Origin of the sequence: Lysobacter antibioticus (assembly GCF_000731095.1) — a bacterium.
In the GTDB taxonomy this organism is placed as follows: domain Bacteria; phylum Pseudomonadota; class Gammaproteobacteria; order Xanthomonadales; family Xanthomonadaceae; genus Lysobacter; species Lysobacter antibioticus_B.
Map to the genome: position 1 here is coordinate 23,873 of NZ_JMTZ01000056.1, position 21,135 is coordinate 45,007.

The following is a 21,135-nucleotide window of genomic DNA, read 5'->3' on the forward strand; positions in this document are numbered from 1 at the left end:
GCTGCGGCATCGCCATTGGGAGCATATGCTCTAGTTTTGGCGCTTACGTTCGCCGCACGGTAAAGCGACCGATGCAGAGCAGCCCGAGAATGCCCCAAGAGTTCGACTACATCATCGTCGGCGCCGGTTCGGCCGGTTGCGTGCTGGCCAACCGCCTCAGCGAAGATCCCGACGCCCGAGTGCTGTTGATCGAGGCCGGTCCGCGCGACCGTCATCCCTTCATCCACATGCCCGCCGGGCTGGCCAAGCTGGTCGGCAAGAAAGGCGTGAACTGGGATTACGACACCGCCCCGGAGGCGCAGCTCAACCGGCGCGTGCTGTGGTGGCCGCGCGGCAAGGTGCTCGGCGGTTCCAGCTCGATCAACGCCATGTGCTACATCCGCGGCGTGCCCGGCGACTACGACGACTGGGCCGCGGCCGGCGCCAGCGGTTGGGGCTGGAGCGACGTGCTGCCCTACTTCCGCCGTTCCGAGCGCAACAGCCGCGGCGACAGCGCCCTGCACGGCAGCCACGGCCCGCTGTACGTCTCCGACCTGCGTTACACCAATCCGCTGTCGGGCGTTTTCATCGAAGCCGGACAACAGGCCGGCTATGCCGCCAACCCGGATTTCAACGGCCCGAAACAGCAAGGCTTCGGTCTTTACCAGGTGACCCAGAAGAACGGCGCGCGCTGTTCGAGCGCGGTCGCCTACCTGGACCCGGCGCGCGAACGCCACAACCTGCACATCGTCACCGGCGCCCTGGTCAACCGCATCACCATCGAACGCGGCCGCGCCACCGGCGTGACCTACAGCGTCGGCGGCCGCGCCTATCATCAGCACGCGACGCGCGAGGTGCTGCTGAGCGGCGGCGCGATCAATTCGCCGCAGCTGCTGATGCTGTCGGGCATCGGCCCGGCCGAGGAACTGCGCCGGCACGGCATCGAGGTGCTGCACGACGCGCCGCAGGTCGGGCAGAACCTGCAGGACCATCTCGACATCTGCACCCTGCAGCACTCGACCCGGCGCGTGACCTACGACCGCGTCAGCGATGTGCGCATCGCCTTCGACTATTACCTGCGCGGCCACAGCGGCCCGGGCAGCAGCAACATCGCCGAAGCCGGCGCCTTCGTGCGTTCGGCGCTGGCGCCGGACGAGCGCGCCGACATCCAGATGCATTTCGTCCCGGCCATGCTCGACGACCACGGCCGCCACCGCCTGCCCGGCGACGGCTACACCGCCCACGCCTGCTTCCTGCGTCCGCGCAGTCGCGGCCGCATCGGCCTGGCCAGCGCCAGCGCCGGCGACAAGGCGCGCATCGAAGCCAACTACCTGAGCGATGCGGAAGGCTTCGACCTGAAGATGATGGTCGAGTGCGCCAAGCTCTCGCGCACCGTGTTCGCGCAGAAGGCCTTCGACCCGTATCGCGGCGCACCGATCTTCCCGGCCCGCGACGACCTCAGCGACGCCGAGTTGGTCGAGTTCGTCCGCGCCAAGGCCGAGAGCGTCTACCACCCGGTCGGCACCTGTCGCATGGGCGACGACGACGCCTCGGTGGTCGACTCGCGGCTGCGCGTGCGCGGAGTCGAAGGGCTGCGCGTGGTCGACGCCTCGGTCATGCCGAGCCTGATCGGCGGCAACACCAACGCGCCGACGATGATGATCGCCGAGCGCGCCTCGGACCTGATCAGCGGGCGCATCTGAGGCAAGGTGGCGGGCGAATCGGGGCGTCGCGGCACCACCGCGGCGGCCTGCAGTCGGGCCACCGCAACCGCTCGTCGCCTGCGTCGACAAGTTCCTGAACCAAGCCGCAGCAAGGCCTGTTCATCAGGCCATTAAAGCCTGAAAAATCAGAATCCTGAATGCGCTTGTTGTCCAATTCCCTGAGATCGGCGCTAGAATCGTTGTAACCCGGCTCACGCAGGCGCTGCGACCGATGAAACACGACAAGAATCCGGGCTCGCCCCGGCGGTCACTCAATCCCTGGCGCCTCGGCACGCTCGCTGCCCTGCTGACCTTGACCCTGGGTTCGACCGCACAAACTTCCCTGCGCTGGCAGAGTCCGCAGCCGCAGGCACCGGTCGCGCGCGCGCAAGGTTTCGACGGCACGCTCGCGCCGGGCCAGCACATCGTCTCGGCGCAGAATCCCGCCGGCCGCGTGTTGCCGCTCGCCAGCGATTTCGACGTCCGCCAATTCGAGGCGATGGCGCAGCAGCTCGTCGCCGACCAACGCATTCCGGGCATGGCCATGGCGGTCGTGCACAACGGCCAGGTTCTCAGCGCGCGCGGCTACGGCATCACCGACGTGCGCAACGCCGAGCCGATCGACGCCCACACCGTGTTCCGCCTGGCCTCGCTGTCGAAGAGCTTCGCCGGCACTCTGACCGGCCTGCTCGTCAACGACGGCACCCTGCGTTGGGACAGCAAGCTGGTCGATTACATGCCCAGCTTTCAGTTGGTCGATCCGAACGCCGCGCGCCAGATCACCGTCGCCGACCTGCTCAGCCATCGCGTCGGCCTGACCCACAACACCTACGACCGCGATCTGGAAAACTACGCCGACTACCGCGTGCTCACCCAGAAGCTGGCCTATGCGCCGATGACCTGCCAGCCGGGCACCTGCTACGGCTACCAGAACATCGCCTTCAGCCTGATCGGCGACGTCGTGTTCGCCGCGACCGGCGACTTCTACAGCCAGGAAGTGCAGCGCCGCCTGTTCAAGCCGCTCGGCATGAACGACGCCAGTCTCGGCCTGGAAGGCATCACCGCCAGCGCGCGCTGGGCCCGTCCGCACGTGCGCGCTCGCGGCGGCTGGGCCTCGCTGACGCCGAAGCCGACCTATTACCAACTGCCGCCGGCCGCCGGCGTCAACGCCAGCGCCAGCGACATGGCGCAGTGGCTGATCGCCCAGACCGGCCACCGCCCCGACGTGCTGCCGCTGCCCTTGCTGGCGACGCTGCACCAGCCCTTGGTCGACACCCCGACCGAGATCCGCGGTTCGAGCTGGCGCCGTCAGCGCCTGAGCTCGGCGGGCTACGCCCTGGGCTGGCGCGTCTACGACTACGCCGGCCACCGCATGGTGTTCCATGCCGGCGCGGTGCAGGGTTATCGCGGCGTGGTCGCACTGCTGCCCGAACGCGACCTCGGCATCGCCCTGCTGTGGAACAGCGAAAGCGGTTTGCCGACCGGCCTGCTGCCGACGATCCTTGATCGCGCCATCGGCCTGCCGCCGGAGCGCTGGATCGATGTCGGCTTCGACGACCCGGGTCTGTACGCCGCCGAGTCCAACCCGACCCAGCAGCGCGATCCCAACGGCAGCAACGCGCAGAAATCGACCGCCGCGCCGCGCTGAGGCGCGAGCGCACCACCGGCGCGACCGGTGGCCGGATACGCAACGGGCCGAGGCAATGCCGCGGCCCGTTGCGTTTCGAGCTGGGTGCGTGTCGATGGCGCGACCGAGTTTCAAACCCGCTGGCGCGGCCCGAACGCGGGCCGCTCGCCGATCACAGGCTCGCCGTCAGCGCGGCTGTTGTTCGAGCACCCGCTTGAGCTTGGCCAGGCCCTTGTCGTAGTCCTTGCCGACCATCTTGTCGAGCACCAGACCGAACCAGCGCGAGACCAGATTGTTGCCGTGCGCGCTGTCGAGCGACCAAGTCACGCGGGTGCCGTCGCCCTCGGCCTTGAGGTCGAAGGTGCCGACCGCCTGGGTGCCGTCGAAGTCGAGCGCATTGACGACCTTCTGCTGCGGCACCGACTCGGCGATGCGCTGGCTGCCCTTGCCGACCTTCACGCCCTCCCAGGCAAGCGACGCGCCGACACCGGCTTCGGGACCGCTGTAGACGTACTTCGCGGTCGGCTCCAGCTCGTACCACGGCGACCACTCGTTGAAGCGCTTGTAGGAATCGAGCATGGCGTGGACTTCGCCGGGCGGCCGGTCGATCGCGATCGATCGTTCGACGTGGGTCTTGTCCGGCAGCAGGAAGCCGCCGACCACGAACACCAGAGCGAGCAGTACGACGAGATACAGCAATCCCTTCAGCAAGGCTTTCATGGCGCTTCCCGGGCATTGGACCAGGCCCGATCCTAACCGCTGCCGCGGCGATCGGAAGCGGTTGCGGCGAGCTCGCCGACGAGAGGCGCGCGGCGCGGCATGGGAGCGCAGCCGCGCCGCCCAGCGGTCGTCACTCCGAGACGGCGGGTTCGGCCTGGCTTTGGCTGAGTCCGACGGCAGGGGCTTCCCTCGGCAGAACGCTGAAGTCTCTGGATCGCCGCCTTCGCGGGGATGACGGCTGGGAACACGCGCAAAGGCGCGAGCCGGTGGCTGGGAAGTCTTTCGCCCACCCGGCCCTCGCGCACAGCGCTCGGGCGTTCGCAAAGGCGCGAGCCAATGGCTGGGAAGTCTTTCGCCCGCCCGGCCCAAGGCGGGAGCCGGTGGCTGGGAAGTCTTTCGCCCGCCCGGCCCTCGCGCACAGCGCTCGGGCGTTCGTCGAAGCGCGAGCCAGTGGCTCGCAAGCGCTTCGCCTCACCCCCAAAAAAAAACTCTCCCCCCGCCTGGGCTGCGGGGAGAGAGCTTGATTACGGCTTAATCGGGGTTTTTCTTATTTAGATCAGCGGAGCCGGGGTGGCCGGCAACGCAGCTGCAGCCTTGGACTTGCGGGCCTTCTTGGCGGCCTTCTTCGGGGCCTTCTTGGCGGCCTTCTTAGCAGTCTTCTTGGCGGCCTTCTTGGCAGTCTTCTTGGCAGCCTTCTTCGGAGCCTTCTTAGCCGCCTTCTTGGCGGTCTTCTTGGCGGCCTTCTTCACAGCCTTCTTGGCGGTCTTCTTGGTCGCCTTCTTGGCTGCCTTCTTAGCAGTCTTCTTGGTCGCCTTCTTCGCAGTCTTCTTGGCCGTCTTCTTGGTGGCCTTGCGTGCGGTCTTCTTGGCGGCCTTCTTCACGGTCTTCTTGGCTGCCTTCTTGGCGGTCTTCTTGGTGGCCTTCTTGGCAACCTTCTTCGCGCCAGCTTTCTTGACAGCCTTCTTCGTCGCCTTCTTGGCGGCGGACTTCTTAGCAGCTTTCTTAACGGCCATGGTATGGCTCCTCGTCAGTGGTGATCAGGGATTGATCAGTGGTGGTGCGGTAAGCCCAGTGGAAAGGGACTCTGTGAAGACAGAGCCGCGGGAGTCGGACCCGCGTGCAACCGCCGACGCGCACTGCGCGCCGGAACGGATCGGGGATCGCATCCGGCCGCAGGCGCGGCGGGACCGATGGCGCATCCGCCCGGAAGGCGGACGGAGGGGGCCGCAAAGGGGCGCGGCCAAACAAAAACCCGGCCCGCCGAACGCGAACCGGGTTGCTTGGAACAGGACGCCAACGATGTCATCTGGGTTTTGGATGTCATCGGCGAAGAGAGTGCGGTCAACATTTCTGCAGAGGAAGCGAATCCTGCGTCCACCGTTTTGACTGTCCGGGCGGAGGTCCGTTTTGTGCTGCATGTTGTCGCGCTGGGTTTTCTCACTCTCGTCTGCAGGAAACGTCTGCTGGGCGAAACCTAATCACGCTTTTTCATACTGTCAACAACCGAGCCTATTTTTTTTCCGGGCCGCCCGCCCGGACGGCGGCGGCATCGGCGGCGCACGCCTTCGTCGAGTGCGCGCGCGCGCATCCGACCGATTCGCGATGCGTTTCTTTCGACATCGCTGAAACCCAAGCGTGGCGCGGGTTTCGGCGATGCGATGTTTTTTCGCGCGGAGTTTTTTCGATAACGCGCATCGCCGCGCGAGGCTATCGAAGGCGATCTGCGAAGGCGAATCCGGAAGAAAAAATTCCGGTCCGCGACGGCCGCGGATTTCGCGTCGCACAAGCCGAATTGCGCGAAACTGCGCGAACCGTTTTCGGCCTCCGGCGACGTTCGACGACCGCCTCGTCGGAGCGACGAGCATGCCGACGCGACGACTCACTCGCTCGAACGACGGCGACGAACGACGTCGCCGAGCATGTGTGCCTGCACCTCGGCGGCACCGACGAACGGCAACGCCGGCATGCGCGGCGACGACCGTTCGTCTGCCGAGGTCGCCGCGCTCACGCCTCGACGCGGTGCGAACGCGGCGAAGTGGAAAGCGTTTTCCGGCAGCCGCGACGACCGACCCGACGACCGCACCCGGCATTCGCCGACGGCATCGCCGGTCCGCCGCGACGATTCGCCGGCTCGCAAAAAACGCTTGTTTTCAGCACTTCGGCGTTGCACGCATCGATCGCGCGGGACTCGGTCCAATGCCTCGACGAGCACGGTAAGGGTCGCATCGCGCCGGTCTCGACCGCGCTGCTGCGAGTCGGCGCGAGCGGTAGCGAAGGCCGGCGACGCGAGGTTCGCGGCGAGCGAGCGGCGGGCTCTTCACATCGAGTCCACGCGTCGCGCTCGGACGTCGCGTCGGGGCGAGGCACCGTCGTCGGGCGGGTTCGCGACGGCGCAACCGGGTTCCGGCAAACCGACGACGCGCGCGACGGCATCGATGGCGTCGCGACGTCGACCGCCACCGGAACGCATCGGCCGATCTCCGGTTCGCCGTCGGCTCAACGCCGCCTCGTCGCTCCACATCGACCGCTCGTCGGCCGCGTGCCGGGCGCCGCGGCGAAGCCGGAGTCGAACGCACGCGCCGCCACCGCGCCGCCCAAAACGAAAACGGGGAGCGGAGAGCCGGCTGCCGCGATCGCGGTCCGGTTCTGCGCTCCCCGCTGCCGCCGCCCTCAGGGCGACGGTGCCGGATCGGCTGGGATCAGTGGTCGTCTTCTTCGAGCAGCTCGGCGTAGTCGTCCGGAGCGAGCAGTTCGTTGAGCTGGTCCGGCTCGTCGATCTCGACGGTGAAGATCCAGCCCTCGCCGTAGGCGTCTTCGTTGATCGTTTCCGGCTTGTCCGCCAGCGCGGCGTTGACCGCGGTCACGGTGCCGGAGACAGGCGAATAGACGTCGGAGGCGGCCTTGACCGACTCGACCACCGCCGAGGCGGTGCCGGCTTCGACGCGGTCGCCGATGTTCGGCAGTTCGACGTAGACCAGGTCGCCGAGCAGGCCTTGGGCATGGTCGGAGATACCGACCGTGACTTTGCCGTCGCCTTCGACGCGGGCCCACTCGTGGGATTTCATAAACTTCAGATCGCCGGGGATTTCACTCATGGCAGGCCTCGAACGTGACGGGAGCGGCTGGTAATGGCGGGTAGTTTAACGATGCGGGCGCGACATGCCACAGGGGCGGCGGCCGGGAGGGCGACGGGCGCGTTCAACTCGCCCTCCCGCCGTCGCCGATCCGGTACGGCGCGCGAGCGCTGAGCAGCGCCTCGCGCAGCGCCTCGACGCGATCCTGGCCCCAGAACGGTTCGCCGTGCAGCACGTAGCCGGGCAGGCCCGGCAGGTCGGCGGCGATCGCCTGTGCGGTGTAATCCCGATAGCGCGCGGCGACTTCGGCGGTCTCGGCGGCGGCGATCGTCGCCTCCGCATCGTGACCGTGATCGCGCAACAGGCGCGCGACCGTGTCGCGATCGGCCAGGTCCTGGTCGTGCGCCCAGATCGCCCGGAACGCGGCGTCCATGTAGGCGGCCGGATCGGCGCCGGCCTCGACCAGGGCGATCGCGCAGCGATCGGCCAGGCCGGGATCGACCGGGAAGAACTTCGGCGCCAGGTTCAAGGGCAGCGCGCGCTGCTCGCGTGCGCGCTGCAACTCGTACAGACGGTAACGCTGCCGGGCCGGCGCGCGTTGGCCGAGCGGCAGGCCGCCGTTGGCGGCGAACAGCTCGAAGATGCGCACCGGCTTGTAGACCAGGCGCGCACCGCTCGCCTGCGCCGCCTCGAGCACGGCGGCGTGCCCGAGGTAGGCATAGGGCGAGATCAGGCTGAAGTAGTAGTCGACGAAGACCATGGCCGAGGCGTCGGTCAGACCAGCACGCCGTCCTGGGCCTGGCCGTCGCGCACGAACGGGAACTTCACCACCCGCACCGGCACTTCCTTGCCGCGGATGTCGACGCGGACGTTACCGGCGCTGCCGAGCGGAATCTCTCCGGCCGGCACGCGCGCGAACGCGATCGACTTGTTCAGCGTCGGCGAGAAGGTGCCCGAGAGGATCTCGCCCTCGCCGTGCGCGGTCAGCACTTTCTGGCCGTGGCGCAGCACGCCCTTCTCGTCCATGACCAGGCCGATCATCTGGCGCGCGGCGCCGCTGGCCTTGAGCTGCTCGAGCGGCTGGCGGCCGATGAAGTCGCGGCCTTCGTCGAGGGCGATGGTCCAGGCCAACGCGGCTTCGTACGGCGACACGCTGTCGTCCATGTCCTGGCCGTAGAGGTTCATGCCGGCTTCCAGGCGCAGGGTGTCGCGCGCGCCGAGACCGGCCGGCTTCACGCCAGCGGCGAGCAGCGCATCCCACAGCGCGACCGCCCGGTCTTCCGGCACGACCACTTCGAAACCGTCTTCGCCGGTGTAGCCGGTGCGGGCGACGAACAGCTCGATGCCGTCGGCGGTCCGGGCCTGCCCGGCGACGAACTTGCCGAGCTTGCCAACGCGGGCGCGGTCTTCCTCGCGCAGCAGGCCGATCAGCTTGTCGCGCGCGCTCGGGCCCTGCACCGCGATCATCGCCAGTTCCGGACGCTCCTTGACCTCGACGCCGAAGGCCTTGGCCTGCTCGCCGATCCAGGCCAGGTCTTTTTCGCGGGTGGCGGCGTTGACCACCAGACGGAAGAATTCTTCCTCGAGGAAATACACGATCAGGTCGTCGATGACGCCGCCCTGCGGATTGAGCATGCAGGTGTACAGCGCCTTGCCCGACTTCTGCAGCTTGTCGACCGAATTGGCGACCAGGTGGCGCAGGAACTCGCGCACGCGCGCGCCGCGCAGGTCGACCACGGTCATGTGGCTGACGTCGAACATGCCGGCGTCGCGACGCACCTGGTGATGCTCTTCGATCTGCGAGCCGTAGCTGATCGGCATGTCCCAGCCGCCGAAATCCACCATCTTGGCGCCGAGTGCGCGATGGGCGTCGTTGAGGATGGTCTTCTGGCTCATGGGGCGCTGCCTGCTCTGCTGGGGAGGTTGAGCCGGCGATTATCCCAGAAGCGCGCGCCGCCCGTGGCAACGTATTTTCGGTACGCAAGCGCATGGAAGCGCGCCGCGTGCTTCAGAAGTGGGCAGGAGCGGCGCGAGCCGCGACCGCGAAACTGTGCCGACTATGCGCGAAGGTCAAAATCGAGGGCGCGCACTCACGGCTCGCATCGCTGCTGCCAGGCAGCGAAGGGTTCGCGGCGACCTGATGCCGGAGCCGGGAACTGAGGGGCCCTGCGACGGACTTCGCGGTCGCGCGGTGGCTGCTGTTGCGCGGCCGGCTCTATTCCCCTTCGGCGCCTTCGTTGTAACAGCTCACTTCGGTCGGCCGGACTTCGACGAAGCGACCTTTATTGCGGTCCAGGCGCACCGCCCAACGCGAGGCCTCGAACATCTCGCGCGCTTCGGCGTTTTCGACCGCGGTATCGATGACGGCGATCACACCCGGATCGCCGACGCCATCGATGACACAGGTCGAAATCGACACGCGTTCGCCGCGCAGCAGCTTGGGATACGGCACCACGTCGGTGATCTTCCAGCGCGCCTCGTTGCCGATCCGGCCGACCAACTCGGCGGCGTAGAACTTCAACGAGCGGTCCTCGGCGTCGTCGATGGTGCCGATGCTGCGCGCGCAGATCTGCTCGGCGCTGCGCCCGGAGCCGACGCAGCCGCCGGTGTTGGACTTGAAGCCGTCCGGGAACGGCGGCACCACGCGCCCGATCCAGGTCTCGCTGCCGTTCGGTTCGCCGGCCGGACAGGGAACGACCGTGCACAGCAACGCGACCATCGCCGATGTGCGCAGAGCCGTCATCGCCTCAGGTCACCGCTTCGACCCGCAGGGTCATGCCGTCGGTGCCGATCACCCGCACCGCGGCGCCGGCCGGCAGCTCCGGGCCGGTCACGTCCCAGTACGCGTCGGCGATCTGCACCCGCCCGCTGCCCTGGACGATGCCGCGCTCCAGGGTCACCACACGGCCGACCAGTTGTTCGGCGCGACGGTTGAGCAAGGGCCGGTCGCTCTGGCGCTCGCGGCCGCGGAACCAGGTGCGGTAGACCTGGATCGAAACGAAGCTGAGCAACACGAATGCGGCCACCTGGGCCAGCACGGTCAGCCCCGGGAACACCAGCACCAGCCCGAATACGACCGCCGCGGCCAGGCCGAGCCAGAGCATGAAAGCGCCGGGCGCCATGGCTTCGGCCGCGAACAGCAGCAACGCGATCGCGGCCCAGGTCACCGTCTGCCAGTTCCACGACATGGCTCAGCCTCCGCTGCGCGGCGGCAACGGCGGCGTCGCCGGTGCGCGGCTGGGCTGGCGCTCCAGCGCTTCCTTGGCCAACTCGCCGATGCCGGCCAGCGAGCCGATGATGCCGGCCGATTCCATCGGCATCATCACGAACTTCTGGTTCGGCGCCTCGGCCAGCGACTTGAAAGCCTCGATGTACTTCTGCGCGATGAAGTAGTTGATCGCCTGCACGTTGCCCTGGGCGATCGCGTTGGACACCACCTCGGTCGCCTTGGCTTCGGCCTGGGCCAGGCGCTCGCGCGCTTCGGCCTGGCGGAACGCGGCTTCCTTCTCGCCTTCGGCTTCGAGGATCACCGACTGCTTCTCGCCTTCGGCCTTGAGGATCGCCGCCTGGCGGAAGCCCTCGGCCTCGAGGATGTTGGCGCGCTTCTCGCGCTCGGCCTTCATCTGCCGCGCCATCGAGTCGACCAGGTCGCGCGGCGGCTGGATGTCCTTGAGCTCGATGCGGTTGACCTTCAAACCCCAGGGATGGGTCGCCGCGTCGACCGCGTTGAGCACCTTGGTGTTGATCTCGTCGCGCTTGGACAGCGACTCGTCCAGGTCCATCGAACCGATCGCGGTGCGGATGTTGGTCATGACCAGGTTCAGGATCGCGATCTCGAGCGTCGCGACCTCGTAGGCGGCCTTGGCCGCATCCTGGACCTGGAAGAACACGATGCCGTCGACCTTGACCACCGCGTTGTCCTTGGTGATCACGTCCTGGCTCGGCACTTCCAGGACCTGCTCCATCATGTTGATCTTGCGGCCGACCCCGTAGATCACCGGGATCAGGAAATGCAGGCCCGGGTCCATGGTGTGGGTGTAGCGGCCGAAGCGCTCGACCGTCCATTGATAGCCCTGCGGCACCATGCGCACGGTCTTGAACAACAGCACCACGCCGGCGAACACCAGCACTGCAGCGAGCAACGTCGGTCCCATGTCTCCCCTCCTCCCTGTCCGTTGACTCAGTATAGGCCTTGGCTGCGGCTGCGACCCTTCACGCCCCTGGCGCATCCTTGTCCTGGAATGCCGACCGAATCCCCGCCATTGCCGTCCATCCCGCCCGAGCCGGCGCGCCCGCTGTCGAGCTTCGCCATCGACGTTCCGGAGGCGCTGCTGAGCCGCGCCCGCTCCGGCGAGGGCGCCGCGTTCGAGCAGATCTACCGCTGGTTCGAGCGGCCGGTTTTCACCCTGGCGATGCGGATCGCCGGCGACCGCGACGAGGCCACCGAAGTGCTGCAGGACACCATGCTCAAAGTGCTGACGCGGATCGGCGACTTCCGCGGCCACCGCGACGGCAGCGGCACCCCGTTCTGGGGCTGGCTGCGGCAGATCGCGGTCAACGAATCGCTGATGCGTCTGCGCAGCCAGCGTCGCCACGAACATGCGGTCGAGCCGGAGGACGAACACCTCGCCGACGACCGCACCCCGCCCCCGCCCGCGGCGGCCGATGCGGCGGCGCTGGGCCGCGCCCTGGCGCAGTTGCCGGCACCGACCCGCAGCGTGCTCTGGCTGTACCACGCCGAGGGCTACACCCATGAGGAGATCGCGGCGCTGATGCAGCGCACGCCGAGCTTCTCCAAATCGCAACTCGCTCGTGGCGGTCGACGCCTGCGCCAGTTGCTGGAGTCGGGCATCAAGCACAACGATCTGGAGCAGGCCCATGCCTGACCGCACCCCTTCCGCGCCGCAGAACTGGTCGTCGGCGTTCGCGCAATTGCCGCCGGAGATGCCGCCGGCCGATGGCTGGTCGCGTATCGCCGCCACCCTCGCCCAGCGCGGCGTCCTGCCGACGCCGGCCGAATCGTCCACGGCCGAACCGATCCGCTCGCAGCCTTTAAGGAACGGTTCGGCCCAAGTCGAACCGCGGCGCGCCGCGGCGAACGCACGGCCGCGCCAGCGCTGGATGATGGCGGCGATGCTGGCCGCGGCCCTGCCGCTGGGTCTGTGGCTGTCGCTGCGCAGTCACGCCCCGGACCCAACCGGCGTCGGCGCGGAAGCCGTCGCACATTCCGGCGCCGCTCCAACGACGGCGAAACCAGCGACCGCGAAGCCCGCCGCCGATGCTGGCCTCGATCCGCGGCACGGCGCCACCGCGCCTGCGACCCGAATCGTCGACGCGTCGACCCCGAAGGCCTCGTCACGGGAGGTTCCGACAACGGCGACCAAGCCGGTGCGCGCGCCGAGCCCGGCGACCGACCGCATCGCGTCCACACCGGCACCGCGGCGTTCGCAAAACCCGCCGACTCGCTCGGCCGCACACGACGCTGGCGCAGCCACCCATCCCGCCTCGCCCCAGGTTGCTGCGGCCACGACGGTGGCGACCGCACCCGCAACCCTGGAGACGGCGTCCATCGCCGCGACCGCGCTCGCCTCCGCCGACGGCGAGGCCCGCCTGCTGCGCGAACTCGGCGAACTGCAGGCCGAGTCGGCGCAGCTCGAAGCCCTGGTCGCACTGACCCGCGACGAGCAGGTCGGCAGCGCCTCCGCGACGGTGATGAGCTCCGAACTCGACGAACGCGTGCGCCTGATCGACGCCACGCTGATCGCCGGTTCGCTGCCTGCGGCGCAACGCCTGTCGCTGTGGCAGCAGCGCGTCGGCGCGCTGCGCACCCTGGCCGGCGTGGAAAGCACGCAACGCTGGTTCGCCGCTCGCGGCGAACGCTACGACGACGCCCTGGTTCGCGTCGACTGATCCCTTTCATGCGGCACCGGAGACCTTTATGCACCGCTTCACTCTGACTGCACTGCTGCTGTCCACCGCGATCGGCAGTGCCCTGGCCTACGCGCCGGCGGGCACGCCGAACGGCGCAACGTCCCATACGCCGGCACCGCAGGACGACGCCTCCCCGAGGGTGATCGTGCGCCGCTCGCACGGCGAACGTCCGCTGGTGATCGCCCAGGTGCGGCCGCAGGTCGTCCAACAGATCCGCGGCCTGCCCGATCCGGTGACCAAGCCGGTGTTGATCCGCGACGAGATTCGCGGCCCGCAGTTGGGCGTGATCCTGGCGCCGGACGACAAGGCCGGCGCGCGCATCATCGCGGTCACCCCCGACAGCGCCGCGGTCAAAGCCGGCCTGCGCAGCGGCGACCGCCTGCTCGCAATCGGCGGCAAGACCATCGCCGGCGCCGATGGCGACGCGCGCCTGGCCGACGCCCGTGCGCTGCTCGGCCGGCTCGAAGCGCGCAAACCGATGCGCATCCGTTATCAACGCGACGGCCGCGACGTCACGGTCGAGGTAACCCCGCAGCTCGGCGAACGGGTGATGGTGTTCGAGAGCGGCGACGGCTCGCAATTCGTCACCAGCGGCCAGGTCATGATCCGCCGTTCCGTCGACGGCGAGATGGAGGTTTCCGGCGACCGCATGGAATTCACCCCGGCCGATGCCGTGGTCGCCCCACGCCTACGCACCGAGATCGTTCGCCTCGGCCCGGAGGATTGCAAAGACAAGCCCTGCTTGCTGCCGACGATCAGCGACGCCCTGCGCTGGAACGGCCTCAACCTGGCTTCGGTCGACGCCAAGCTCGGGCGTTATTTCGGCGCCCAGCGCGGCGTGCTGGTGCTCAGCACCGGTCCCGAGCTGAAGGGGCTGGAACCCGGCGACGTGATCCAGACCATCGACGGCCGACGCGTCGACACCCCGCGGCAAACCATGGAAGCGCTGCGCAACCAGGCCGAGGGCGCCCAGGTCGAGGTCGGCTATCTGCGCGACCGCGCCACCGCCAGCACCAAGCTCAAGGTGCCCAAGGCGGTGCAGTGGACGCCGCCGCGCCCGCCGCTGCCGCCGCCGGCCCCGGCCGCACCCCGTGCGCCGCTGCCACCTGCTCCGTCCGCACCGCCTGCCCCGCCGACGCCTCCGCAGGCCAAGGCGCCTCCGACGCCGCCCGCACCGCCGGCCTGGGCGATAGCCCGCGGCACCCACGTGCACCGGGTCTACTGAGCCGGGCGAAGCGGCCTGCAGACGCAAAAAGAAAGGCCGGGCGATCCGCCCGGCCTTTCCCGTTTCTGTGTTCCGCGTTCCGCGCGGCCTGGCACACCGCGCCGAGCGGCGCCGCTTACTCCGCAGGCGCGGCGGTCACCCACTTGGCGAACACCGCATCGATCTCGCCGTCGCCGACGCTCTTGCCGTCCTCGAGTTTTCCGGCCTGCTCGAATAAGGGAATGATCATCGCCATGCCGTCGATCTTGGTCTTGAGCCGCACGCCCGGCGCGCGCTGCAGATAACGGTCCCAATGCGTCCGGACCTTGCCCCAGAAACCTTCGGTCGCCTTCCAATAAGTATAGGCCGGCTTGAAATCGACCTCGGCGGTCTTCTGGTAATCGTTGAAGCCGAACTCGCGCGCCAGCTCTTCCTGGCTGCCGTCGGGCTTTCGCAGCACCTTGGTGTTGAACTGCTCGTGGGTCCAGCCGTTCGGCGTGATGGTGTGGCGATTGACCGCCGAGACCGCGTTGTAGTCGCTGCGCTTGGTGTACTCGCGTCGGGGCAGCGGGCGCCAGCTGGCGTCGCTGGTCCAGGTCGCGATGCCGTTGCGATACTCCCAACGCCCGGTGCCGCAATAACGCGGCGCATCGCTGACCTCGTACACGCACTGGGTCCAGGCGCCGCGATTAAGTTCGGCCGGAATCTTGCGTACGTGCCAAGTCTGGTCGGCGCTGAACTCGAAACGCTGCGGCGCCTCATAGACCCAGTCCTGGCGCCAGTGCTTGGTCACGTGACCGCTCTTGGCATCGACCAGGATGTGCTGCAGCACCAGCTTGCGCGGGCTGTCCTCGACCACGATGACGGTCTCGTTGCCGCCGCTGCGCATCGCCGCCGCGCGCTCATAGCCGGGCTTGAGCAGCACGGTTTCGTCGAAGGCGAAGTCGACGATGTATTCGCCCTTCATCGCCAGGATCGAAGCGCGGTCGCGCTCGGTCGAGGCCTCGGCGGCCGGCGCGGGAGACAAGGCCAGCACGGCTGGGCTGACAAGAACGGTGATGGCCAGCAGGCTGGCGGGGTACAGACGTCGGGTCATGGCTGAACTCGATGGTTCTCGGTTGACTGAAGGATTCGGAATAAACAGACGAAGCGGTCGACTCAGGCGTACTGCGGCGGCGTGCCGTCGCGCAGGCCCGACGCCATGCAGCAGCACACGTGCGCCTGTGGGCGCAGGCGCGCACCCTCGCCGGCGGCGATGCGGCGCGCGTGCGCATGCCCGAGCTCCGACAGCTCGGCCGCATCGGCGAGCAGGACGCAGTGCCCGGCTTCGTCGTACAGCACGTGCAGGCGCAGGACCTCGGCGCACCAGCGGCCGCGCAGACGGCGCCACCAGCGCCGCCGCAGACGCGGCCACAGGCCGCTGCGCGCCTCCGCGCCGCGATGCACCGGCAAGTCGGCGGCGGCATCGTCCCAGGCCAGGAAATCGCTGTCCGGCAGCAGATACAAACGCCAGCAGGCGCGGCCGGCGCCGTTGCGGAACAGCAAGGCCTCGCACGAGGCCTCGCCGTCGTGACGGACCAGCCGCTCGGCACTGTGCGCCTGCAGCCAGCCGTCGAGGGCATCGCGATGGCGCGAGGGATACACGCACAACACCGTCGCGACCGCCGCCAAACGTTCCGGCGCCGGCAAACGGGCGCGGTCGAGCGTGGCGGTCGGCGACGGCGCGCGCATGGCTTACCAGCTCACCGCCACGCTCATGCCGAGGTTGCGGCCGGGCGCGGTGTAGCGGTCGACGATGGCGCTGCCGGCGCTGAGGCCGGGCAGATTGGCGCCGTCCCAATACTTCTTGTCGGCAAGATTGAACACGCCGACGTTGAACTTGGCGCCGGGCGCGAAGTCCCAGTGCGCGAGCAGATCGAGCACGCCGTAACCGGGCGTGGCGAAGCGGTTCGGTGCCGGCAGGTCGGTCTTGCGGTGGGCGAAACGCCCGGCGAGTTCGACGCCCCAGCTTTCGCGGTCGTAGGCCACGCCGAGCGTGGCGGTCAATGGCGCGATCGACTCCAGCGGCCGGTCGGCGGTCTTGTCCTCGCCCTCGCTCCAGGCCGCCGCGCCGCGCAGCGACCAACCGGCGAGACTGTCGGAGAGCTGGCCGAAGTCGACGCCGCCGCGCAGCTCGACGCCGCGGATGCGCGCCTTGGCGACGTTCTGCGACTGGAACACGATCAACGGCGTCTGCGGCGGCGCGCTGACCTGGCGGTTGGACTCGATGAAGTCCTTATAGTCGTTGGAATACACCGACAACTGCGCATAGGCGGCCGCGGTGCTGAAGCGCAGGCCGAGTTCGTAGCCGTCGCTGGTTTCGGGCTTGAGGTCCGGGTTCGGGATGGCGGTGTAGCCGAACTGCAGATTGGTGAAGCCCAGGTTGACGTCGTTGTAGGGCGGCGCGCGGAAACCGCGCTGGTAACCGCCGAACAGCGACCAGTCCTGGGCGAAGTGCCAGACCGCGCCGAGCTTGGGCGAGACGCTGGTCTTGCTGAGGTCGCTGATCTTCACCCCCGGGTTGTCGGCGTTCCAGATCGGGTCCTGCTGCGGACGCAGTTCGTAACGGTCCACGCGCACCGCCGGCACCAGGCGGAACTCGCCGTCGGCGAAGCGGATCTCGTCCTGCACGAACACGCCGGCGTTGCGGGTCTTGCTGACCGGGAAATCGCGCACCGGGAAGGTATCGGGCGAAATCACGCTGCTGACCGCGCCGGTGGTCAGGTTGACCGCGCGGCCGTCGCGCTTCTGCCGGAATTCGGTGTCCTCGTACTCGAAACCGTAGGTCAGCGTGTGCTCGACGGCGCCGGTCGCGAAATCCTTGTGCGCGGTGGCCTCGGCGCCGTACACGCGTTGGTCGAAATCGAACTCGCGCAGGCGAAGGGTCGGGCTGACTTCGCGACCGCCGATCACGCTGACGCGCTGCTCGCGAGTGCGCTGGGTGGTCTCGCTGTCCTGGCGATAGACCTGCCAGCGCAGCGAATCGGCCAGCACGCTGTCGAGGCTGTCGATTTCGTGCGCGAACGCGACCCGTGCGCGGGTCTGGTGGTCGTCGCCGGTCTGCGACAACACCCGCACCTGCGGCGCGCCCGGCATCGACAAGGCGGTGCCGCGGGCGCTGAAGACCTGGGTATCGGTCTGGTCTTCGCTGCCTTCCACGGTCAGGCGGAAGCGCTGGCGGTCGCTGGGCGCGTACACCAGCTTGGTCAGCAGGCTGCGGCCTTCGTTGCTCTGCGGGTTGGGGCGGGTGCGGCGTGCGTCCAGCGCGGCGTTTCCGCCCTGGTTACCGGTCTCCTCGCCCTGGTGATGATTGAGCACGACCAGGCCCGACCAGCGCTCGCCGCCGAACGCCGCGGTGGCGCCGCCGAACAGGCTTTCGTTCTTGCCGTCGTAACCGGCCTTGAGGCCGAAGTAGCTGCCGGCACCGTCCTTGAGGTAGTCGGCCGGATCCTTGGTCACGAACGACACCACGCCACCGAGCGCGTCGGAACCGTGCAGGGCGCTGCTCGGGCCGCGCACGACCTCGACTTCCTTGACTGTATCGAGGTCGACGAAATTGCGCCCGGCGTTGGAGAAGCTGCCGATCGAGAAACTGTCGGACACCGAGATGCCGTCGACCAACACCCGCACGCGGTTGCCGCCGAGGCCGCGGATGCGGATGTCGCCGAGGCCGAAGCGCTCGCTGTTGGCGCCGACTTCGATGCCTGGTTCGTAGCGGAACAGGTCCTTCAGGTCGCGGACCAGCTCGCGGTTCATGCGTTCGCGGTCGATCGCGCTGACTGTCGCCGCCACGTCCTCGACGGCGCGCTCGGTGCGGGTAGCGCTGACCACGACGCGCTGGAGTTCGTTGACGTCGGCGCTGTCGGCGGCATCGGCCGCGGCGGCGACTGCCGGCAGAGCCAGCAACAAGGCCAGGGCGAGCGCGCAGCGCGCCGGTACGCGCAGGGACGGGGAAGTGGAACGAGCGGGCACAGCAGTAGTAAGAACGCAGGACATTCGGTCGGACTCGGTAATGGATTGGCCGAGGCAAGCGGGCGTCCGTTGCAACGACTGTGCAAAGCGGAGGGCTGGCAGCCTTGAGAGAGAAGGTGCTGGCGGGTCGGCCGGAGCCGACGCGCCATACCGCCCTCCTGCCGGGAGCGCGGTATGGCGGATGACGCGGGCGTTGCGTTGCGATCGGCCTGGGACTGTCGATGGACCCATAGGTCCAGACATCGATCCAAACATCGATCCGCCATTCCCATTCAAAGAACGGATGGGGCGGGACGGGCTTGGCTGGACCGCGCCAATCGCCGGGTTACTTGGATTACGCCGATCGCGGTGTTACGCGGAACTGCATCGCAGGATTACTTCGTAAGGATCAGCTTGTCGTTGCGGGTGTGACGCAAGCGATAGACCTCGCCGCCATGGCGGATCAACACTTCACGCGCGCCGCGAAGCAAGGCCGTGCTTTCGACCAGGACGCCCTGGGCGGCGGCGACGACGGCCGAGGCCGCCGAGGCCGAAGCGATGGAGGGCACGGCGACGGGCGCCGCGACGGCAGCCAGGGGACGATCGCTACGGGGTTTCAATTGCAGCACCGGATTGCGCAGAGACATGACGGTGGCTCGTTGGGGGTGGGCTCGACAAGAATGATAATGATTCTCATTTGACAGTCAACACCCCAACCGCCGGTTCTGCGACCCCGGTCATGCGCGGTCCGCCCCTCACCCAACTCAAGCCGCGTCAGGCCGTCGCGCGCTCCACCCGCTGCCAACCGGCCTCGTCGATGCGATCGACCCAGTCCAGCGCCTGCAGGTTCTGCAGCAGTTGCTCGGTGCGGCTGGCGCCGAGGATCACGCTGGAGACGTGCGGGTTGCGCAGGCACCAGGCGATCGCCAACGGCGCCGGCTCCGCGCCGAGCTCGCGCGCGACCGCGACGAAGGCGTCGGCGCGTTGCGGCCGCCGCTGGTCCGAGCTGCCGAGCACGATCCGCTGCAACCATTGCTGGTCGGCCTGGCCGAGCCGGCTTTGCGCGGAAATGCCGTCGCGGTATTTGCCGGTCAGCAAGCCCGAGGCGAGCGGCGACCAGATCGTCGTGCCGAGGCCGAGTTCCGCATACAGCGGCGCGTATTCCAGTTCGACCCGCTCGCGATGCAGCAGGTTGTACTGCGGCTGCTCCATGGTCGGCGCATGCAGATGATGAGCGCGGGCGACCTTGTGCGCCTCGCGGATCAGCGCTGCCGGCCATTCCGAAGTGCCCCAGTACAAGACCTTGCCCTGGCGGATCAGCGCATCCATCGCCCACACGGTTTCCTCGACCGGCACGTCCGGGTCGGGACGATGGCAGTAGTACAGATCGAGATGCTCGACACGCAGCCGACGCAGCGCGTCGTGGCAGGCTTCGGTGACATGCTTGCGCGACAATCCCTTCTGGGTCGGACCCGGCTCCTCGACCGAGCCGAACATGACCTTGCTCGACACGCAGTAGCCGTCGCGCGGCAGGCGAAGATCGGCGATCGCCTCGCCCATCACCCGCTCCGCCTCGCCGTTGGCATAGCCTTCGGCGTTGTCGAAGAAATTGATGCCGTGGTCCCAGGCCGCGGCGATCAGCTCGCGGGCGGTGTCGCGGCCGATCTGCGCGCCGAAGGTGACCCAGGCGCCGAACGACAGCGCCGAAATCTGGAGGCCGGATGAACCGAGGCGACGGTACTGCATGGATGCACTCCAATCTGAGCGGTGACTGCGGTCATGCTACGCCCCTGGACGATGCGACAAAGGACTGCATGTGGCGACGACGAACCTGAAAACCCGAGGCCTGATCGTGATCTTCATCGCGATCGCGGTCGCATTGTTGGCCTGGCAACTATGGCGCCTGCGCACGCCGGCGCCGGCGATGCCCGAACCCGACGCCATCCAGGCCGATATCGCCGACGACGCGCCCGAGGCGACCGACACCGCACCGGCCGCCGCCACGCCGCGCAAGATCCAGCCCGCCGCCGGCGACTACCGCAACCCGGCCCTGGCCGAGCTGAAGAACCGCGCCGACGCCGGCGACAGCCGCGCCTCCTGCCAGCTCGGCATGGAGCTGCTGCGCTGCACCGACCTGTCCGCCGCCGAGCAGGTGCTGGCCGCGGCCGACGACAACGCCCGTCCGGACATGCCGGCCGAGCAACGCGCCTACATGAGCAAACTCGAAAACCGCGCGCGGCACATGGTCGCCGAATGCCGCAGTGCGCCTGCCGATGCCTGGAAACAAGGCAACCATTACCTGCGCCAGGCCGCCCTCGCCGGCGAACCCGAAGCGATGTACCGCTACGCCCGCGGCGACTCGGTGCTGATCGACTACTCGCGCATGGGCACGCCCGAGTTCGACCGCTGGCGCGCGGAAGCCGGCAACATGATGCAGCTCTCGTTCGAAGCCGGTTACCTGCCCTCGGTGTTCGACCTGATGGTCGGCTACAGCGACAACTCCTCGCCGATCACCGGCCTGATCCCGAACGACCCGACCAAGGCCCGCGCCATGCGCCTGCTGATCGGCCGTCTCTCCGGCAAGCCCGCCGACCGCCCGGAAGCGCGCCATGCCGCGCTGGAACCGGCCGCCGTCGCCCTGGCCGCGCAATGGCAGCGCGACTACTTCCCGACCCTGAAACCGCCGTTGCAACGCATGCCGCGCGTGATGCCGGCCGGCTTCGCCTCGTTGTATGCGGACGAGAACGTCGAGAGCCCGTGTTCGCAGTGACCGCGTTTGTTGCGGTCGGTGCATTTGACGCCGACATGGATAGGCGCCGCGATGGCTTGGGGCGCATCGCTCTAACCAAATCAAGATCTAGATCAAACGCCAAAAGCTTCCGCCACTAAAGCGGCGGGTTACTTTCT

At 68.3% G+C, this 21,135-nt stretch carries 20 protein-coding genes and 1 pseudogene; 7 read left to right on the top strand and 14 right to left on the bottom strand.

Going from position 1 to position 21,135, the window contains the following annotated elements; all coding sequences use genetic code 11:
• Window positions 1-89 precede the first annotated feature (89 nt).
• Window positions 90-1,682, top strand: a complete 1,593-nt coding sequence (locus EX88_RS0116285) for a GMC family oxidoreductase (RefSeq protein ID WP_031373054.1) — start codon at window positions 90-92, stop codon at window positions 1,680-1,682.
• A gap of 232 nt (window positions 1,683-1,914) precedes the next feature.
• Window positions 1,915-3,330 (top strand): serine hydrolase domain-containing protein, encoded by a 1,416-nt coding sequence (locus tag EX88_RS0116290; protein WP_051885196.1) that lies wholly within the window; start codon window positions 1,915-1,917, stop codon window positions 3,328-3,330.
• Window positions 3,331-3,495: 165 nt separating this feature from the next.
• Here the strand turns inward: EX88_RS0116290 and EX88_RS0116295 are convergent, their stop codons facing one another.
• Window positions 3,496-4,029: an SRPBCC family protein gene (locus EX88_RS0116295; protein WP_051885197.1), complete on the bottom strand. Its 534-nt coding sequence runs from the start codon at window positions 4,027-4,029 to the stop codon at window positions 3,496-3,498.
• Between the two features lie 551 nt (window positions 4,030-4,580).
• The gene (locus EX88_RS0116300) at window positions 4,581-5,042 is read right to left on the bottom strand and encodes a hypothetical protein (RefSeq protein ID WP_031373057.1); all 462 of its coding nucleotides are present in this window, start codon (window positions 5,040-5,042) and stop codon (window positions 4,581-4,583) included.
• A gap of 267 nt (window positions 5,043-5,309) precedes the next feature.
• Here EX88_RS0116300 and EX88_RS0116305 point away from each other — a divergent pair, with 267 nt between their 5' ends.
• On the top strand, window positions 5,310-5,507 hold the full coding sequence (locus EX88_RS0116305) for a hypothetical protein (protein WP_057917171.1): 198 nt from the start codon (window positions 5,310-5,312) through the stop codon (window positions 5,505-5,507).
• A 401-nt stretch (window positions 5,508-5,908) separates the two neighbouring features.
• Here EX88_RS0116305 and EX88_RS0116310 read toward each other — a convergent pair whose 3' ends face one another.
• The 7 genes from EX88_RS0116310 to EX88_RS0116345 form a co-directional block, all read right to left on the bottom strand.
• Entirely contained in the window at window positions 5,909-6,199 is a 291-nt protein-coding gene (locus tag EX88_RS0116310) for a hypothetical protein (RefSeq protein ID WP_152566313.1), read from the bottom strand.
• A gap of 529 nt (window positions 6,200-6,728) precedes the next feature.
• On the bottom strand, window positions 6,729-7,124 hold the full coding sequence (gcvH, locus tag EX88_RS0116320) for a glycine cleavage system protein GcvH (protein ID WP_031373060.1): 396 nt from the start codon (window positions 7,122-7,124) through the stop codon (window positions 6,729-6,731).
• Between the two features lie 103 nt (window positions 7,125-7,227).
• Window positions 7,228-7,863, bottom strand: coding sequence for a 2-hydroxychromene-2-carboxylate isomerase (locus EX88_RS0116325; protein WP_031373061.1), 636 nt, complete (start codon window positions 7,861-7,863; stop codon window positions 7,228-7,230).
• A gap of 14 nt (window positions 7,864-7,877) precedes the next feature.
• Complete coding sequence (gene gcvT, locus EX88_RS0116330) at window positions 7,878-8,999, bottom strand: glycine cleavage system aminomethyltransferase GcvT (RefSeq protein ID WP_031373062.1); 1,122 nt, start codon at window positions 8,997-8,999, stop codon at window positions 7,878-7,880.
• A gap of 319 nt (window positions 9,000-9,318) precedes the next feature.
• A complete protein-coding gene (locus EX88_RS0116335; protein ID WP_152566314.1) occupies window positions 9,319-9,846 on the bottom strand; it encodes a hypothetical protein in 528 nt (175 codons plus the stop codon).
• Between the two features lie 4 nt (window positions 9,847-9,850).
• Window positions 9,851-10,291 (bottom strand): NfeD family protein, encoded by a 441-nt coding sequence (locus tag EX88_RS0116340; protein ID WP_031373064.1) that lies wholly within the window; start codon window positions 10,289-10,291, stop codon window positions 9,851-9,853.
• 3 nt (window positions 10,292-10,294) lie between these two features.
• The gene (locus tag EX88_RS0116345; RefSeq protein WP_031373065.1) at window positions 10,295-11,257 is read right to left on the bottom strand and encodes an SPFH domain-containing protein; all 963 of its coding nucleotides are present in this window, start codon (window positions 11,255-11,257) and stop codon (window positions 10,295-10,297) included.
• Between the two features lie 108 nt (window positions 11,258-11,365).
• On the opposite strand from EX88_RS0116345, the gene EX88_RS0116350 reads away from it, so the two are divergent.
• Genes EX88_RS0116350 through EX88_RS0116360 form a run of 3 tightly spaced genes read left to right on the top strand, consistent with a single transcriptional unit; the run spans window position 11,366 to window position 14,259 of the window.
• Window positions 11,366-11,989, top strand: coding sequence for an RNA polymerase sigma factor (locus tag EX88_RS0116350; RefSeq protein ID WP_223619824.1), 624 nt, complete (start codon window positions 11,366-11,368; stop codon window positions 11,987-11,989).
• A complete protein-coding gene (locus EX88_RS24665) occupies window positions 11,982-13,013 on the top strand; it encodes a hypothetical protein (protein WP_051885199.1) in 1,032 nt (343 codons plus the stop codon). The genes EX88_RS0116350 and EX88_RS24665 overlap by 8 nt, the downstream gene beginning before the upstream one ends.
• Before the next feature lie 28 nt (window positions 13,014-13,041).
• Window positions 13,042-14,259, top strand: coding sequence for a PDZ domain-containing protein (locus EX88_RS0116360; RefSeq protein ID WP_031373068.1), 1,218 nt, complete (start codon window positions 13,042-13,044; stop codon window positions 14,257-14,259).
• Window positions 14,260-14,374: 115 nt separating this feature from the next.
• Here EX88_RS0116360 and EX88_RS0116365 read toward each other — a convergent pair whose 3' ends face one another.
• From EX88_RS0116365 to EX88_RS0116385, 5 genes and pseudogenes are all read right to left on the bottom strand, one after another.
• Complete coding sequence (locus tag EX88_RS0116365) at window positions 14,375-15,334, bottom strand: DUF6607 family protein (protein ID WP_051885200.1); 960 nt, start codon at window positions 15,332-15,334, stop codon at window positions 14,375-14,377.
• Window positions 15,335-15,396: 62 nt separating this feature from the next.
• Window positions 15,397-15,969, bottom strand: coding sequence for a hypothetical protein (locus tag EX88_RS0116370; protein ID WP_051885201.1), 573 nt, complete (start codon window positions 15,967-15,969; stop codon window positions 15,397-15,399).
• A 3-nt stretch (window positions 15,970-15,972) separates the two neighbouring features.
• Entirely contained in the window at window positions 15,973-18,273 is a 2,301-nt protein-coding gene (locus tag EX88_RS0116375) for a TonB-dependent hemoglobin/transferrin/lactoferrin family receptor (protein WP_430536917.1), read from the bottom strand.
• A gap of 350 nt (window positions 18,274-18,623) precedes the next feature.
• Window positions 18,624-18,731, bottom strand: a pseudogene (gene hemP / locus EX88_RS27165) (hemin uptake protein HemP); the annotation flags it as partial.
• A 271-nt stretch (window positions 18,732-19,002) separates the two neighbouring features.
• Window positions 19,003-19,974: an aldo/keto reductase gene (locus EX88_RS0116385; RefSeq protein ID WP_031373073.1), complete on the bottom strand. Its 972-nt coding sequence runs from the start codon at window positions 19,972-19,974 to the stop codon at window positions 19,003-19,005.
• A gap of 70 nt (window positions 19,975-20,044) precedes the next feature.
• On the opposite strand from EX88_RS0116385, the gene EX88_RS0116390 reads away from it, so the two are divergent.
• Window positions 20,045-20,998 carry a hypothetical protein gene (locus EX88_RS0116390; RefSeq protein ID WP_031373074.1) on the top strand — a complete coding sequence of 318 codons (954 nt, stop codon included), beginning with the start codon at window positions 20,045-20,047 and terminating at the stop codon, window positions 20,996-20,998.
• Window positions 20,999-21,135 lie beyond the last annotated feature (137 nt).